The sequence below is a fragment of the Pseudomonas sp. MSSRFD41 genome (genome assembly GCF_014230245.1).
GTDB classification, from domain to species: domain Bacteria; phylum Pseudomonadota; class Gammaproteobacteria; order Pseudomonadales; family Pseudomonadaceae; genus Aquipseudomonas; species Aquipseudomonas piscis.
In genome coordinates this window covers 106,477-121,755 of the sequence record NZ_JACKZK010000019.1, presented here as the reverse complement: position 1 = coordinate 121,755, position 15,279 = coordinate 106,477, and the positions used below count along the sequence as shown (strand labels likewise).

Genomic DNA, 15,279 nt, shown 5'->3' with positions numbered 1-15,279 from the left:
GGACCACCGCCAGGTCGTGGCTGATGAACAGGTAGGTCAGGCCGTATTTCTCCTGGAGCTGGCGCAACAGGGTCACCACTTGTTTCTGCACCGTGCGATCCAGGGCCGAAGTGGGTTCGTCCAGCAGGATCAGCGCCGGCTTGAGCACCAGGGCCCGGGCGATGGCGATGCGTTGGCGTTGGCCACCGGAAAACTCGTGGGGATAACGATGCCGCGCGGCCGGGTCCAGGCCCACTTGCTGCAGCACCTCGATCACCGCCCGCTCCTGTTGCCCGGGGTCCAGGTCGGTGTGCACCCGCAAGCCCTCGGCAATGATCTGCTGCACGCTCAGGCGCGGACTGAGGCTGCCGAACGGGTCCTGGAACACCACCTGCAGTTGTCGGCGCAGCGGCCGCAGCTGCGCCCCCTCAAGCCCCTCCAGGGCCTGTCCATTGAAGCGGATGTGCCCTTCGCTGGCGATCAACCGCAAGATCGCCTGGCCCAGGGTCGACTTGCCCGAGCCGGATTCACCGACGATGCCCAGGGTCTTGCCCCGTTGCAGTTGCAGGTCGATGCCATCCACCGCCTTCAGGTAACGCCGTGGCCGCCACCAGCCGCCGCCCTGGCCGAACCAGACCTTCAGCCGCTCCACCGCCAGCAGGGTTTCACTGCTGCCCCGGGGCAGCGCCTGGCCGCCGGGCTCGGCATTGAGCAATTCCAGGCTGTAGGGATGTCGCGGTGCCTGGAACAGCTGCTGGCAATCAGCCTGCTCGACAATGCAGCCGCCGCGCATTACCGCCACACGCTGGGCAATGTGGCGCACCAGGTTCAGGTCATGGCTGATGATCAGCAGCGCCATGCCCAGGCGCTGTTGCAACGCCTGGAGCAACAGCACGATCTTGCGCTGCACGGTCACATCCAGGGCAGTGGTGGGTTCGTCGGCGATCAGCAACTCCGGTTCGCAGGCCAGGGCCATGGCGATCATCACCCGCTGGCGCTGGCCGCCGGACAGTTGGTGCGGGTAAGCCTTGAGCCGTTCCCGGGGGTTCTGGATACCCACCAGCTCCAGCAGCTCGAGGATCCGCTCCCGGGCCTGGGCCCCGGCCAGGCCCTTGTGCAGGCGCAGGGTCTCACCCAGCTGCCGCTCGACGCTGTGCAGCGGATTGAGCGAGCTCATGGGCTCCTGGAAGATCATCGCGATACGGTTGCCGCGCAGTTGGCGCAAACGCCCCGGCGCCACCCCCAGCAACTCCTCCCCGCGATAGCGGATGCTGCCCGCGATCCGCGCCGCACGCGGGTCGAGCAATTGCAGGAGGCTGTGGGCGGTCACCGACTTGCCAGAGCCGGACTCGCCCACCAGCGCCAGGCACTCACCGGGACGGATCTGAAGGTCCAGGCCATGCACCACCTCGGTGGCACCGAAGGCCACCTTCAGGCCACGCAGTTCAATCAAGGCTTGGGTCATCTTGGGCACTCGCAGTTTCAACTCTTGGGATCGAAGGCATCGCGGCAGCCTTCGCCGATGAACACCAGCAACGACAGGATCAATGCCAGGACGAAGAACGCCGTCAGCCCCAGCCAGGGCGCTTGCAGGTTGCTCTTGCCCTGGGCCACCAGTTCGCCCAGCGACGCGCTGCCGGCGGGCATGCCGAAGCCGAGGAAGTCCAGGGCCGACAAGGTGGCGATGGCGCCGGTGAGAATGAACGGCAGGTAGCTCAGGGTGGCGTTCATGGCGTTGGGCAGGATGTGCCGCAGGATCACCTTGCGATCGCCCAGGCCCAGGGCCCTGGCGGCCTTGACGTACTCCAGGTTGCGCCCGCGCAGGAATTCGGCGCGGACCACGTCCACCAGGGCCAGCCAGGAGAACAGCGCCATGATCCCCAGCAGCCACCAGAAGTTCGGTTCGACGAAACCGGACAGGATGATCAGCAGGTACAGCACCGGCAGCCCCGACCAGACCTCCAGCAAGCGTTGCCCCCAGAGATCGACCCAGCCGCCGTAGTAGCCCTGCAGGGCGCCGGCGACGATGCCGACCAGGGCGCTGATGGCGGTCAGCGACAGGGCGAACAACAACGACACCCGCACCCCGAAGATCACCCGCGCCAGCACGTCCCGGGCCTGGTCGTCGGTGCCCAGCCAGTTGTCGCCACTGGGCGGGCTGGGGGCCGGCTGCGTCAGCTCGTAGTTGATGGTGTCGGAGCCGAAGGGAATCGGCGCGAACAACAACCAGCCACCCTGCCCCTCGATCAACTGGCGAACCGCGGCGCTGCGGTAATCCGGCTGGAACGGCAGCTGGCCGCCGAACTCCTGCTCGGTGTAGCGCTTGAAGGCCGGGAAATACCACTGGCCCTGGCACGCCACCAGCAACGGCTTGTCATTGGCGATCAGCTCGCCGCCCAGGCTCAGGGTGAACAGGCCGAGGAACAGCCACAACGACCACCAGCCACGCCGGTGCGCCTTGAAACGTTGCCAGCGCCGCCGGCCAAGGGGAGACAGGGGCATCAGAGCTTCCTCGCCGCGAAATCGATGCGTGGGTCGACCAGGGTGTAGGCCAGGTCGCCCAGCAGTTTTATCAACAAGCCGAACAGGGTGAAGATGAACAACGAGCCGAACACCACCGGGTAATCCCGGGAGACCGCCGCCTCGTAGCTCATGCGTCCCAGGCCATCGAGGGAGAAGACCACTTCGATCAGCAGCGAACCGCCGAAGAACACCGTGACCAGCGCCTGGGGCAGTCCCGCCACCACCAGCAGCATGGCGTTGCGAAACACATGGCCGTACAACACCTGGCGCTCGGTCAGGCCCTTGGCCCGCGCGGTGACCACGTACAGGCGCGAGATCTCGTTGAGGAAGCTGTTCTTGGTCAGCAGGGTCAGGCTGGCGAAACCGCCGACCACCAGCGCGCTGACCGGCAGCACCAGGTGCCAGAAATAGTCGGCGATCTTGCCCAGGGTGCTCAGTTGGTCGAAGTCGTCCGAGACCAGGCCGCGTACCGGGAACCAGTCCAGCAGGGTGCCGCCGGCGAACACCACGATCAGCAACAGGGCGAACAGGAACCCCGGCATCGCGTAGCCGACGATGATCGCCGCGCTGCTCCAGACATCGAACCCCGAGCCGTTGTGCACCGCCTTGCGAATCCCCAGGGGAATCGACACCAGGTAGGTAATCAGGGTCGCCCACAGGCCCAGGGACAAGGTCACCGGCAGCTTGTCCAGGATCAGCTCGGTGACCGTGGCGCCACGGAAGAAGCTCTTGCCGAAGTCCAGCCGGGCGTACTGCCCGAGCATCAGCCACAAGCGCTCGCTGGCGGGCTTGTCGAAGCCGTACTGGCGCTCGATGTCCGCCAGCAGCTGGGGGTCCAGGCCCCGGCTGGCGCGGGACTCGCCGGCCACGCTCTCCACATGCCCGCCGCCCACCGCGGCATTGGCGCCGATGCCCTGCAAACGAGCGATGGCCTGCTCCACCGGTCCTCCGGGAGCGGCCTGGACGATGACGAAATTGACCAGCAGGATGCACAACAAGGTCGGCACGATCAGCAGCAGGCGCCGCAGGCTATAACCCAGCATGGACCACCTCCGCGCTGTGCTTGTGCATCTGGTCCTGGGTCAGTGCCGTCGGGCTGACTTCCCACCAGCTGTCCAGCCCGGCGTCATACAACGGGGCGACCGCCGGGCGACCGAAGCGGTTCCACCACACCGTGGAGATACCCGGTGGGTAATAGTTGGGAATCCAGTAGTAGCCCCACTGCAACACCCGGTCCAGGGCCCGGGCATGGGCCAGCATGCTGCTGCGGCTGTCGGCCCGGACCAGGCCTTCGAGCAAGGCATCCACCACCGGGTTCTTGAGCACCATGTAGTTGTTCGAACCCGGATCGTCGGCTCCCTCGGCGCCGTAGTAGTTGAACAGCTCGCGCCCCGGAGCCTGGGACACCGGGTAGCCGACGACGATCATGTCGTAGTCGCGGCTGCGTACCCGGTTGGTGTACTGCGCGCTGTCCACCTGGCGAATGTCAAAGCCGATGCCGATCTGCGCCAGGTTGCGCTTGAACGGCAACAGCAGGCGCTCGAAGCCCTTCTGGCCATTGAGGAAGGTGAACTGCAGCGGCTCGCCGGCGGCATTCACCAGGCGATCGCCGCTGGGGGTCCAGCCGGCCTCGCGCAGCAGTTGCAGCGCCTGCAACTGCTGGCTACGGACGATCCCGCTGCCATCGGTCCTGGGCGCCTCGAACACCTGGCTGAAGACCTCATCCGGGACCTGCCCGCGCCAGGGCTCGAGGATCTTGAGCTCCTCGGCCGAGGGCAGGCCCACCGCCGCCAGTTCGCTATGGGAGAAGAAGCTGCGCTGGCGCAGGTACAGGCCGCGCATCATCTGCCGGTTGCTCCACTCGAAGTCCCACAGCAAGGCGATGGCCTGGCGTACCCGGCGATCCTGGAACAGCGGCCGCTGCAGGTTGAAGACGAAGCCCTGGGTGCCCTGGGCCGCGCCAGGGGCCAGGTGCTCGCGCTGCAGGCGGCCATCGTCCAGGGCGGCACCGGCATAACCGATGGTGTAGGCAGTGGCGGAGAACTCGCGGTTGTAGTCATAGCCACCGGCCTTGAGGATCTGCCGCGCCACATCGGTATCGGCGAAGAACTCCAGGCGCAGGCGATCGAAATTGTAGCGCCCGCGCGCCACCGGCAGGCGCTCGCCCCACCAGTCCTTGACCCGCTCGAAGGTCACGCTGCGCCCGGCATCCACCTTGGCCACCCGGTACGGGCCACTGCCCAGGGGCGGCTCGAAGCCCCCGCCATCGGCAAAATTGCGTCCGCGCCACCAGTGTTCCGGCAGCACCGGCAACGACGCCAGGTCCAGGGGCAAGGTGCGGCTCTGGGCATTCTTGAACACGAAGCGCACCTGGCTCGGCGACTCCACCAGGACCTCGGCCACGTCGGCGAACTGCTGGCGGTACTTGAGGCTGCCCTGGGTCATCAGCAGCTCGAAGGTGAAGCGCACATCGCTGGCGCTGATCGGCCGGCCATCGGCGAAGCGCGCTGCCGGGTTCAGGTACAACCGCAACCAGCGCCGGTCCGGGGCCAGCTCCAGGCCCTGGGCCACCAGGCCATACACCGTGTAGGGCTCGTCCTGGGAGCGGTAGGCCAGGGGCGCGTAGACCCAGCCGTCGACCTCGGCCACCCCGGTGCCCTTGTCGATATAGGGCACCAGGTGATCGAACGGTCCGCTCTCCAGGGCAGAACGGCGCAGGCTGCCGCCCTTGGGCGCGTGCGGATTGACGTAGTCGAAGTGACTGAAGCCTGCCGGATACTTCGGTGCCTCGCCGTACACCGTCAACGACGGTTGCACGGCAGCCGACACCGCCGGGCTCAGCAGCACCCACAGCCAGAGCAAGAAGAAGGTTCGCAACGGCATTGCAACAAGCCCCTCTAGACAGCGACCGGGAGCGCACGGGCCAAGATGATCCGTGCGCCAGGCACCCGGGCGCGATTCTCGATGATCGCAACGCCCCGCTCCTGCCTGTGTTGTGCAACCAGGCCGGCCTTTTTATAGAGCGGGGTCTAGATCCATTGGTTACTAAAAAGCCTTCGGACTGCCGTTATCGGCTCGTTCAGAAGCTGTAGCTGAGCCGGGTGTACAAGGTCCGCCCGAAGGGGTCCGAGTAACGCGGGTCGTAGCCGCTCTGGAAGGTGTAGGTCTGGTTGCTGAACGGCGGCTCGCGGTCCAGCAGGTTCTTCACCCCCAGGGTGACGGCCAGGGACTTGCGCCAGGTGTAGGTGCCCGCCAGGTCCCAGACGCTGTAGGCGCCGACGCTGTGGTGGGTGCTGGGGTCCGAGTCGTGATAGCCGCTGGTGTAGCGGTTGGTCAGGCTGGCGCCCAGCGGCCCCTGGTTCCAGGTCGCGGTCAGGCTGTGGCGCCAGCGCGCCACCGCACCGGCGGAGGAGAAATCACCGCCGCGAAAATCCCCCAGCTTGTCGATGAAGGCGCCCTTGAGCTCTTGCTGATACTCGTAGCGGTTGACGTAGGTACCTTGCAGCGCCACGCCGAACTGGCCCCAGGCCAGGGCCGGCAGGCGATAGTCGAAGTTGACGTCCACCCCTTCGGTCTTGAGCTTGCCCAGGTTGGACAGGCCGGTGACCACATGGTCGATGGAGCCATCGGCCTTGCGCACCAGGCGATCGGAATACAGGCCGGGGTTCTCGAACGGCGAGGACTCGGGGAATTCGGCGATCTGGTTGGCGATATCGATCCACCAGAAGTCCAGCCCGGTGGTCAGGCGCTCGAACGGCTGGTAGACAAAACCCAGGGTCACGTTGCGCGCGGTCTCGGGCTTGAGGTTGCGGTTACCGCCAGAGCTGCGGTTGAACTGCTGGGCGCAGTCGCGGTTGGCGATCCCGCCATGGCTCGGATTGCCGCCGGCGCACAGCACCGGATCGTTGTAGTTGGCGTTGGTGAAGGTGGTATAGCTCGGGTTGTACAACTCGTACAACGAAGGTGCGCGGAAACCTTCGCTATAGGCACCGCGAACCACCAGCTCGCGAAACGGCTGGAAGCGGAACGAATACTTGGGATTGGTGGTGCTGCCGAAATCGCTGTACTTGTCATGGCGCACCGCCGCCGACAACTCCAGGCTGTCGAGCACCGGTACGTTGAGCTCGGCGTACTGGGCCTGCACGCTGCGATCGCCCGCCACGGCGCCATTGGGATCGACTCCCAGGTTCTGCAAGTCACCGGCGAAGGCCGCGAAATCCTGATGGAAATCCTCCTTGCGATACTCGCCCCCCAGGGCCAGGCCGGCCGGGCCCGCACCGAACCAGTCGCCGATCTCGCGGCTGGCACGCCCGTCGATGGACTTGACCCGGCCCACAGCGGTGCCGTAGTCGCCGCTCACCGTGTTGGCCGCCAGCAAGGCTTGGCCTGCGCTGGTCTGTGGCCCGAAGGGGTTGATCACCCCGTTGGCGATCCCCTGGCGCACCGCCTGATCGAGCACATAACCGCTGCGGATGGTGTTGGTCACCTTGTTCTGGTTGTAGGCCGCGCCCAGGTTGTAGTCCCAGCCGGCCACGTTGCCGTCGAAGCTCAGCAGCAAGCGCTGGTTGCTGTTGTCGTCTTCATGCCGACGAGCGCCGACCGGGGCTTCACGCCAGTTCACCGATACCGGCTGCGAGGGGTCGAGGACAAAGTCGCTGGGCCCCGGGGTGATGCCATTGCCCGGGTAGAACGCGGTACCCGGGTTGATCTGGTTGCCCATCAAGGTGCCGGGGCCGATCTGGGTGCGGTTCTGGTTGCGCGCCCAGAAGTACTCCAGGCTGACGTTGTGTTCATCGCTGAGTTTGCCGGTGGCCTTGGCAAAGGCCGAGGTCTTCTCGGTTTCCGGCACCAGGTCCAGATAGCTCCACAGGCTCTGCCGGCAGATGCCATTGCGCGACAGCAACCCCGGGGCGTTGCAGCCGGAACCGGCCAGGGGGTTGGTGGCGTTGCCGCCCTGGCTCCAGTTGGCCGGGAAGGCCGTGCCCGAGGTGTAGTCCAGGCCGCGACCGGGCTGGTAGTTGTAGGTGTAGCCACGGTCCTTGGCCGCCAGGCGTTCCTGCTTGTCGTGGCTGACCACGCCAAAGACATTGAAGCGATCCTCCTCCAGGTCGCCGAACCCCCAGCTGCCGCTGAAGTTATTGCTCTGGCCACCGCCTGAATGAGTCGGGGTGTCGTAGCTGGTGCTGACCTGGCCGGTGGTGAGGCTGGTCTTGGTGATGAAGTTGATCACCCCGCCGATGGCGTCGGTGCCGTACAGCGCCGAGGCACCGTCACGCAGGACCTCGACCCGGTCGATGGCGGCGAAGGGAATGGTGTTCAGGTCCACCCCGGAACCGTTGCTGGAGCTGGTGGCGTTGTTGCTCAGGCGCCGGCCGTTGAGCAGCACCAGGGTTTTGTTCGGACCGATGCCACGCAGGTCGGCGAAGGCCGCGCCGCCGCTGCTGGAGCCCACCGAACGCCCGGAACCCACCGAGGACTGGTTGGCGGAAATGCGGTTGATCAACTCCTCGGTGCTGGTCACGCCCTGCTCGCGCAGTTTCTCGACCCGCAGGATGGTGACCGGCACCGCGGTCTCGGCATCGACCCGGCGGATCGCCGAACCGGTGACTTCGACCCGCTGCAACTGGGTGGTGGGTTCGGCGAAGGTCGCCGGGGTCGGCGCCACGCTGGCGGCCGGGGTCGCCGCGGCGCTGATCACCACGCCCTGGGCGCCCTCCTCGTCCTTGAGGCCAGTGCCGTGCAACGCCAGGGCCAGGGCCTGGTTGTGGCTTAGCTGGCCCTTGATCGCCGGGGCGGTATGCCCGGCCACCAGCGCCTGGGAAAAAGAGATCGGCAGGCCGCTCTGGCGCGAGATGCCCAGCAGCGTCTGGTCCAGCGGACCGGCGGGCAGGTCGAACGACTCGCTGGCGGCCCAGGCCGGCACGATCTGCAGAGACAGCAGCAAGGCCAGGCTCAAGGGGGATTTACGGGGTACAGACAGACTCATGGATAACCATCCCTGCGTTAGGTTCATGCAGGGATGTGCAATGGCCAGCGGTTTTTTATAGGTCCGGTTTAGACCGTTGGGTGCTGACCTTATACCCGCCGGGATACCCCGCTGGCCGGGCCGCTGAAGCGCCTGCGGAGCATGGCCTCGCAGGCTCGACAGCGGCTACAAGAACCGCCGCTGCCGCAGGCTGCGCATGGCCCGCAGGGCCACGGGGGTTCAACTGCCGAAGTGGTAGCTCAGGTCCAGCCACCATTGGCGCCCGTAGGCGTCGTAGTTGCCGGTGGGGTAATAGGGCCAGCCGCCGGAATCGTCGTGCTTGTACTGGTTGAGCAGGTTGTTGACGGTCAGGCCGAGGCTGGCGCGGTCGTTGATCTTGTAGCGGGCACTGGCGTTGAACACCGTCCAGGGCGACAGCCGGCCATCGCCGTTGCCATTGGTGACACTGCCGTAGCGGATGCCCATCAGGGTCGCGCTGTAGTGCGCATAGTCCCAGGTCAGGCTGGCGTTGGCCTTGCTGCGCCAGTCATGGTTGCTGCGGTCGGAGCGCAAATCCAGGCTCGCGGCCTGGTCGGACTCCTTGTAGTAATGCGAAAGCACCAGGGTGTAGCCCAGGGTCGAGCTGAATGCCCCGTAGTCGCCAGCGCCCCAGCGAATGTTGCTCTTGAGATCCAGGCCGCTGACCCGCTCGCTGGCGGCGTTGATCGCATTGACCCGCACCTGCTGCAGCTTGTTGGGGTCCACCGCGGCATTGCCGGGGTTGCGCTGGACCCGCGCCAGCACTGCCTGGCAACTGGCCGAGTGGATGTCCTGGGCGCCGCTGCGGCAGGCGTTCTCTTCCTGCAACAGGCGGTTCTGATCCACGCTCGTCAGCAAGTCATCGATCTGCACCCGCCAGTAGTCGGCGGAAATATCGAAATTGCGCGACGGCGACCACACCAAGCCATAGGTCCAGGACTTGCCCCGCTCGGACTTGAGGTCGCTGGTGCCACTCTGCACGTAGTCCACCCGCCCGCGATCACAGGCGCCCTCCACCCCCTTGCTGCAGCCGTAGTAGTCGATCTGGTCCGGGTAGTAGCCGTTGCTGTCGGCCTGGTAGATGTAGTTCAGGTCCGGCGCACGAAAGCTGGTGCCATAGCTGCCGCGTACCAGCAGGCTGGTCAGCGGGCGCCACTCCAGGCCGAGGTTGTAGGTCTTCTGCTGTTCGCTGCGATCGGCGAACTTGTACTGGTCCCAGCGTCCGGCCAGGGACGCCAGCACGCTATCGGTGACCGGCACGCTGAACTCGCCGCCCAGGGCATAGCGCTTGCGCGAGCCACCGGACTCCTGCGCCGGTGCGGCGCCGTAGAACAACCCCTCGTTGAGCCCCGAGTCGGGCTCGATGCGATACGACTGCTTGCCCATTTCCAACACCCCGGCGAACCCCACCGGCCCGGCCGGCAAGTCGAACAGATCACCGTTGATCGAGGCGTTGTAGGTCTGCGACACCGAGCGACTGGTCTCGGTCTGGTTGCGGCGGAACTGGCGCCACTCGTCGGGAGTCAGCGGCCGGTCCAGGCGCGCCGGGTCCGGAGCGAACACCGGGTGGCCATCCTGGGTACCTAGTTGCGGCCCCAGGTAGAAATCGCGGATGGTCGACAACGGCCGGTAGCGGGTGCTGCGCACGCTGCGGTATTCCGAACGGTTGGCCGCCAGCTCGTAGCTCCAGCCGCTGTCGCCGAGCTGGTCGGACAGCCCCAGGGTGCCGGTCCAGGAAGTCTCGCGCCATTTGCTGTTGTTGCTGGTGCGCCCGCCGATCTCCTCCTCGGAGAAACGCCGGAACCAGCGCTCCAGGTTACCGGTGTTGGCATTGATGAAATCCGGCGAGGTGAAGGTCGGGCCGCGGGTGTTGTTCTGGATATGGTCCAGGCCGTACATCAGGTCGGCGTACAACTGGCCGCTGTCGCTGAAGTGCCAGGTCCCGCGGGTGTAGCCGTCGTAGTTTTCCTTCTGGGTCTGCAAGGTCCAGTAGTCGTTGTACATCTGGTCGGTGGTACAGCGCCCGCCGCTGCCGCCCAGGTGATTGCCGAAGGTGCCCTGGTAGGCGCCGCACCCGGGGCCCAGGTAGCGGCCGGTATCGAGGTTGCGCCGGTAGCCGACATCCACCGCCGGGCTGCTGTCCATGAACCCGCGGTCGTCGGCCCAGATCGGTTCGCGCCGGGTCAGCTCCAGGCCGAACAGGCCGTCGAAGTCGCCCCAACTGCCGCCACCGCTCAATTGCAGGCGCTGGTTGTCGCCACCGCCACGTTCGCTGGTGCCGCCGCGCAGGTTGAGGTCGATGCCGTCGATCTTCTTCTTGAGGATGATGTTGACCACCCCGGCGATGGCATCCGAGCCGTAGACCGCCGAGGCTCCGCTGCTGAGGATCTCGATGCGCTCGATGACCGCCGAAGGAATGTTGGCCAGGTTGGTGAAGTTGACCTGGCCGCCATAGGCGGTCGGATAGTCCGCCACTCGCCGGCCGTTGATCAGCACCAGCGTATGGTTGGGCCCCAGGCCGCGCAGGTTGAGGGCACTGGCGGCTGGCTGCCAGGTGTTGCCGTAGTCCTCGCCCTGGGTCATGCCGGTGTTCTGGGTCTGGGTCGCCAAGGCGTCGTAGACGTTGCGGTAGCCGCGGGCCTCCATCTCCTGCTGGGTGATCACGGTGACCGGAGTCGCGCCGTCGGTCTGCGCCCGGGCGATGCGCGAGCCGGTGACCGTGACCTTCGATAGCCGTGGCTCGCTGGCACTGGCGGAGCTATCGGCGCGGACCGTGGCCGGGGCAGGCTTGGCCGCTGCCGGACGCAAGACCAGGCCCTGGTCGCTGGCCTCCACTTCCAGGCCGCTGCCTTGCAGCGCCCGCTCCAGCGCCTGCCGGGCATCCAGTGCGCCACGGATGGCCGGCCCCTGCTTGCCTTGCACCAGGTCCTGGCGGAAGGAGATCGGTACCCCGCTCTGGCGCGAGATATCCAGCAGCACCTGGTCCAGCGGCCCCTTGGCGATATCGAAGGAGAAGACTCCAGCCACCGGTTCCTGGGCCAGAAGTGGCGCCGGGCAACTGGCGATGCCCAGGGCTACGGCCAACGACAATCGGCATAGATGCCGGAGCGGACGGTTGAAACAGTTCTGTGAAGACATCCCGAAGCCCTTCCCTGTTGAATGCAGTTGCAGGGAATGAGCAGCGGCAGGCGGTTTTTTATAGGGCGCGGGTTAGGCCAAGGGGCTATGAGCTTATAACCCGCCTTGGCGCGGCTCGATACTGACCCAGTAGGGGCTGTGGTAGCGCACCCGGATCGGCAGCGAACGCTCCAGCAGTTGCAGGGTGCGATCGCTTTCGTCCAGCGGGTAGAGGCCACTGAGGCGCAAGCCGGCGACCTCGGGATCGACCCGCAGGATGCCACGTCGGTAACGACGCAACTGCTCGACGATGTCCCCCAGCGGCCGATCGCGCGCCTCCAGCAGGCCCTGGGTCCAGGCGCTCTCATAGCCCTTGGCCGCCTCCAGGGCCAGCAAGCCCTGGCCATCGAAGCGCAGGCTCTGCCCCGCCGCCACCACCTGCCGGGTGCCATTGGCCGTCAGCACTTCAACCTGGGAATGCAGCATCACCAGTTGGGTCGAGGCTTCGTCGCGACGCACCAGGAAGCGAGTACCCAGGGCACGCATTCGGCCATGCTCGGTCTGCACCACGAACGGTCGCGACGGGTCCCTGGCCACGTCCACCTGCAACTCACCACTGTGCAGCTCCAGTTGGCGCTGGCCTGGGTCGAAATGCGCCACCACCCGGGTACAGGCATCGAGCACCAGCGCACTGCCGTCATCGAGCCTCAGGCTGCGGCGCTCGCCCACGCCGGTGTACAGCGCGCCGGCGGGCGCCCACCCCTCCAGCTGGCGCCCCAGTAGCCCCGCTGCCAACGCCATGCCCAGCAGGCCCAGGCTGCTGCCAATGAAGCGTCGCCGGCTCGACGGGGCGTTGAGGCTGTGCAGCAGGCTGTCGCGGCTCAGCTGGCGCAGGGCAGGGTGCTGCAGGGCCGCGAACCCGCCGCCCATCAGGCCGATGACCTGCTCATGGGCGGGGTCGGCGCTGCGCCAGGCGGCGAACGCCTCGGCTTGCACTGCGCTCATCTGGCCCGACTGCAACAGGGCCATCCACTGGGCGGCCTCGTCCACCACCGCCGGGTCGATCCGCGAGCGACTCATGTTTCCACCAATGCCAGGTAGCAGCGCTTGAACGCCTCGGCCATGTACTGCTGCACCCGGCTGGTGGACACCCCCAGCAAGGCGCCGATCTGGGCATAGGTCAGGCCGTCCAGCTGGTGATAGAGAAACGCCGCCTTGGCCTTGGCCGACAAACCGTTGAGCAACTGGTCCACCGCCAGCAGCGCCTCGATCAGCAGGGCCCGCTCCTCCGGCGAGGGATGCACCGGCGCAGGTGCCAGCGCCAGGCTTTCCAGGTAGGCGCGCTCCAGGTCCTGGCGGCGCCAGCCTTCGTAGACCAGGCGCCGGGCGATGGTGGTCAACAATGCCCGCGGTTCACGAATGGCGCTCGGATCGGGCAAGGCCAGGACCCGGACGAAGGTTTCCGAGGCGATGTCCTGGGCGCTGTGGTGACAGCCCAGGGCCCGGGCGACGGAGGCGCACAACCATTGGTAGTCCTTTTTGAACATCTGCCCGATCAGCGGGTAATGAGGGTTCGGATTCGTACCCATGCCTTGCTCCCTCGGCAGGCGTTCGAGCGCCTGGCACACCGATGATTGCGCCGGGCCAGTCCCGGTCCCGGATTGAGGCAGCGACTGTGCAATAGCGCCGACCCTGTTTTGAAGTAATTAAAAATTCTCTATAGCTAACTAAAAAACATAAGCCATCCAGCGGCCTCTGCACCCTGGGTGCCGCTTGATTGATCTCGGTCAGCAGACGATTGCCTGTGCCCCCCTACTCTTGCGCCTCCATCACGGCCATGGACGGCTCATCGAAAGCCGCCTGCCACCCGATCACTCAAGGAAGAGTCTTGTCATGCGATCACTGAAGATCATCCTGCTATCCACCGCTTTCAATGGCCTGACCCAACGCGCCTGGCTCGACCTGCGCCAGGCCGGGCATCGTCCCAGCGTCGTGTTGTTCACCAGCGAAGAGCAAGTCTGCCAGCAGGTCGAGGACGCCGGCGCCGACCTGGTGATCTGTCCTTTCCTCAAGGACCGGGTGCCGCAGCAGCTGTGGAGCAACCCCAAGCGGCCGGTGGTGATCATCCACCCGGGCATCGTCGGCGATCGGGGTGCCAGCGCCCTGGACTGGGCCATCAGCAAGGAGCTCAAGCGCTGGGGCGTCACCGCCCTGCAGGCGGTGGAAGAAATGGACGCCGGGCCGATCTGGGCCACCCACGAATTCAACCTGCCGGCCGGGATGCGCAAGTCCGAGCTGTACAACGGCCCGGTCAGCGATGCGGCGATCCACTGCATCCGCGATGTGGTGGAGAAGTTCCGCAACGGCTACACCCCCGAACCGCTGGACTACGACAAGCCCTCGGTGCTCGGCCGCCTGCAACCGAACATGAAGCAAGCGGACCGCACCTTCAGCTGGCATGACTGCGCCCGGTTCATCAAGCGCAGCATCGATGCCGCCGATGGCCAGCCCGGAGTCCTGGCCAGCCTCGCCGGCGGCCAGTACTACGTATACGACGCGCACCTGGACCCGCGCACCGGCACCCCGGGGGAACTGCTGGCGGTGCACGACGACGCGGTACTGGTGGCCTGCGGCGACAGCAGCCTGTGGATCGGCTCCCTGCGGCTCAAGCCCCAGAGCGGCGAAGAAACCTTCAAGCGTCCGGCGCGCCATGTACTCGGCGAACGCCTGGCCGCAGTGCCGGTACTGGACTGGTCGGTGGCCAGCATGCCGTTCAGCACCGAGGCCTACCAGCCGATCCGCTATCGCGAATCCGGCAAGGTCGGCGAGCTGACCTTCGAGTTCTACAACGGCGCCATGAGCACCGAGCAATGCCAGCGCCTGGTCAGCGCCCTGCAATGGGCCAAGGCGCGCGACACCCAGGTGTTGCTGGTGCGCGGCGGCCGTGGCGCATTCTGCAATGGCGTGCACCTGAACGTGATCCAGGCGGCTCCCGAGCCGGGCCTGGAGGCCTGGGCCAACATCCAGGCCATCGACGATGTCTGCCGCGAGCTGCTCACCGCCCGCCAGCTGGTGGTCAGCGGCCTGACCGGCAATGCCGGCGCTGGCGGGCTGATGCTGGCCCTGGCCGCCGATGTGGTCCTGGCCCGCGCCGATACCGTGTACAACCCGCACTACAAGAGCATGGGCCTGTTCGGCTCCGAATATTGGACCTACAGCCTGCCCCGCGCCGTGGGCCAGCCCCTGGCCCGCCAGTTGACCGAAGCCTGCCTGCCCATCAGCGCCCTCCAGGCCCTGCAAATGGGCATGGTCCAGGAAGTGGGTCCACGGGATCCCGAAGAGTTCGGCCTGTGGCTGCTGCAACGGGCCAACGCCGTGCCCAGCGACCCGCGCTACCAGCATCTGCGCCAGCGCAAGCTCGATGCCGATCCGCAGTTGATGCAGCACTGCCGCAACGCCGAGCTGGAAGAAATGCACATGGACATGGTGCAGAACCGCAAGGGCTTCGCCGAGAAGTGCCGCAACTTCGTCTACAAGCGCAAGGCCTGCTGCACCCCCGAGCGCCTGATCGAGAACTGGGCCAAGCCCCAGGATATCGCCCTGGTGGGTTGAACCGCGTTCCCCTCCTGAACCGTCGCCCGGCTTGCCGGGCGGCG

General features: G+C 66.4%; 9 protein-coding genes. 1 reads left to right on the top strand and 8 read right to left on the bottom strand.

What is annotated here, in order from left to right; genetic code table 11:
• The 8 genes from H7A76_RS24300 to H7A76_RS24265 all read right to left on the bottom strand — a co-directional run.
• Positions 1-1,444: ABC transporter ATP-binding protein (locus H7A76_RS24300; protein WP_185700842.1), on the bottom strand; the 1,444-nt coding region annotated here is incomplete at its 3' end.
• Positions 1,445-1,461: 17 nt separating this feature from the next.
• Complete coding sequence (locus H7A76_RS24295) at positions 1,462-2,484, bottom strand: ABC transporter permease (RefSeq protein WP_185700850.1); 1,023 nt, start codon at positions 2,482-2,484, stop codon at positions 1,462-1,464.
• Positions 2,481-3,545, bottom strand: coding sequence for a microcin C ABC transporter permease YejB (locus tag H7A76_RS24290; RefSeq protein WP_185700841.1), 1,065 nt, complete (start codon positions 3,543-3,545; stop codon positions 2,481-2,483). Before H7A76_RS24290 ends, H7A76_RS24295 begins: the two co-directional genes overlap by 4 nt.
• Positions 3,532-5,385, bottom strand: a complete 1,854-nt coding sequence (locus H7A76_RS24285; protein WP_185700840.1) for an extracellular solute-binding protein — start codon at positions 5,383-5,385, stop codon at positions 3,532-3,534. The genes H7A76_RS24290 and H7A76_RS24285 overlap by 14 nt, the downstream gene beginning before the upstream one ends.
• Before the next feature lie 196 nt (positions 5,386-5,581).
• Positions 5,582-8,488, bottom strand: a complete 2,907-nt coding sequence (locus tag H7A76_RS24280) for a TonB-dependent receptor (RefSeq protein ID WP_260498068.1) — start codon at positions 8,486-8,488, stop codon at positions 5,582-5,584.
• A 219-nt stretch (positions 8,489-8,707) separates the two neighbouring features.
• Positions 8,708-11,644 (bottom strand): TonB-dependent receptor, encoded by a 2,937-nt coding sequence (locus tag H7A76_RS24275; RefSeq protein ID WP_185700839.1) that lies wholly within the window; start codon positions 11,642-11,644, stop codon positions 8,708-8,710.
• Positions 11,645-11,737: 93 nt separating this feature from the next.
• On the bottom strand, positions 11,738-12,703 hold the full coding sequence (locus H7A76_RS24270; RefSeq protein WP_185700838.1) for a FecR domain-containing protein: 966 nt from the start codon (positions 12,701-12,703) through the stop codon (positions 11,738-11,740).
• On the bottom strand, positions 12,700-13,212 hold the full coding sequence (locus tag H7A76_RS24265) for a sigma-70 family RNA polymerase sigma factor (RefSeq protein WP_185700837.1): 513 nt from the start codon (positions 13,210-13,212) through the stop codon (positions 12,700-12,702). Before H7A76_RS24265 ends, H7A76_RS24270 begins: the two co-directional genes overlap by 4 nt.
• Positions 13,213-13,516: 304 nt before the next feature.
• Here H7A76_RS24265 and H7A76_RS24260 point away from each other — a divergent pair, with 304 nt between their 5' ends.
• A complete protein-coding gene (locus H7A76_RS24260; protein WP_185700836.1) occupies positions 13,517-15,235 on the top strand; it encodes a hydrogenase maturation protein in 1,719 nt (572 codons plus the stop codon).
• Positions 15,236-15,279 lie beyond the last annotated feature (44 nt).

Excerpts from the sequence above, each read along its gene's own strand:
- H7A76_RS24290 (WP_185700841.1), bottom strand. The coding sequence starts at position 3,545 with ATGCTGGGTTATAGCCTGCGGCGCCTGCTGCTGATCGTGCCGACCTTG.
- H7A76_RS24285 (WP_185700840.1), bottom strand. The coding sequence starts at position 5,385 with ATGCCGTTGCGAACCTTCTTCTTGCTCTGGCTGTGGGTGCTGCTGAGC.
- H7A76_RS24280 (WP_260498068.1), bottom strand. The coding sequence starts at position 8,488 with ATGAGTCTGTCTGTACCCCGTAAATCCCCCTTGAGCCTGGCCTTGCTG.
- H7A76_RS24275 (WP_185700839.1), bottom strand. The coding sequence starts at position 11,644 with ATGTCTTCACAGAACTGTTTCAACCGTCCGCTCCGGCATCTATGCCGA.
- H7A76_RS24270 (WP_185700838.1), bottom strand. The coding sequence starts at position 12,703 with ATGAGTCGCTCGCGGATCGACCCGGCGGTGGTGGACGAGGCCGCCCAG.
- H7A76_RS24265 (WP_185700837.1), bottom strand. The coding sequence starts at position 13,212 with ATGGGTACGAATCCGAACCCTCATTACCCGCTGATCGGGCAGATGTTC.
- H7A76_RS24260 (WP_185700836.1), top strand. The coding sequence starts at position 13,517 with ATGCGATCACTGAAGATCATCCTGCTATCCACCGCTTTCAATGGCCTG.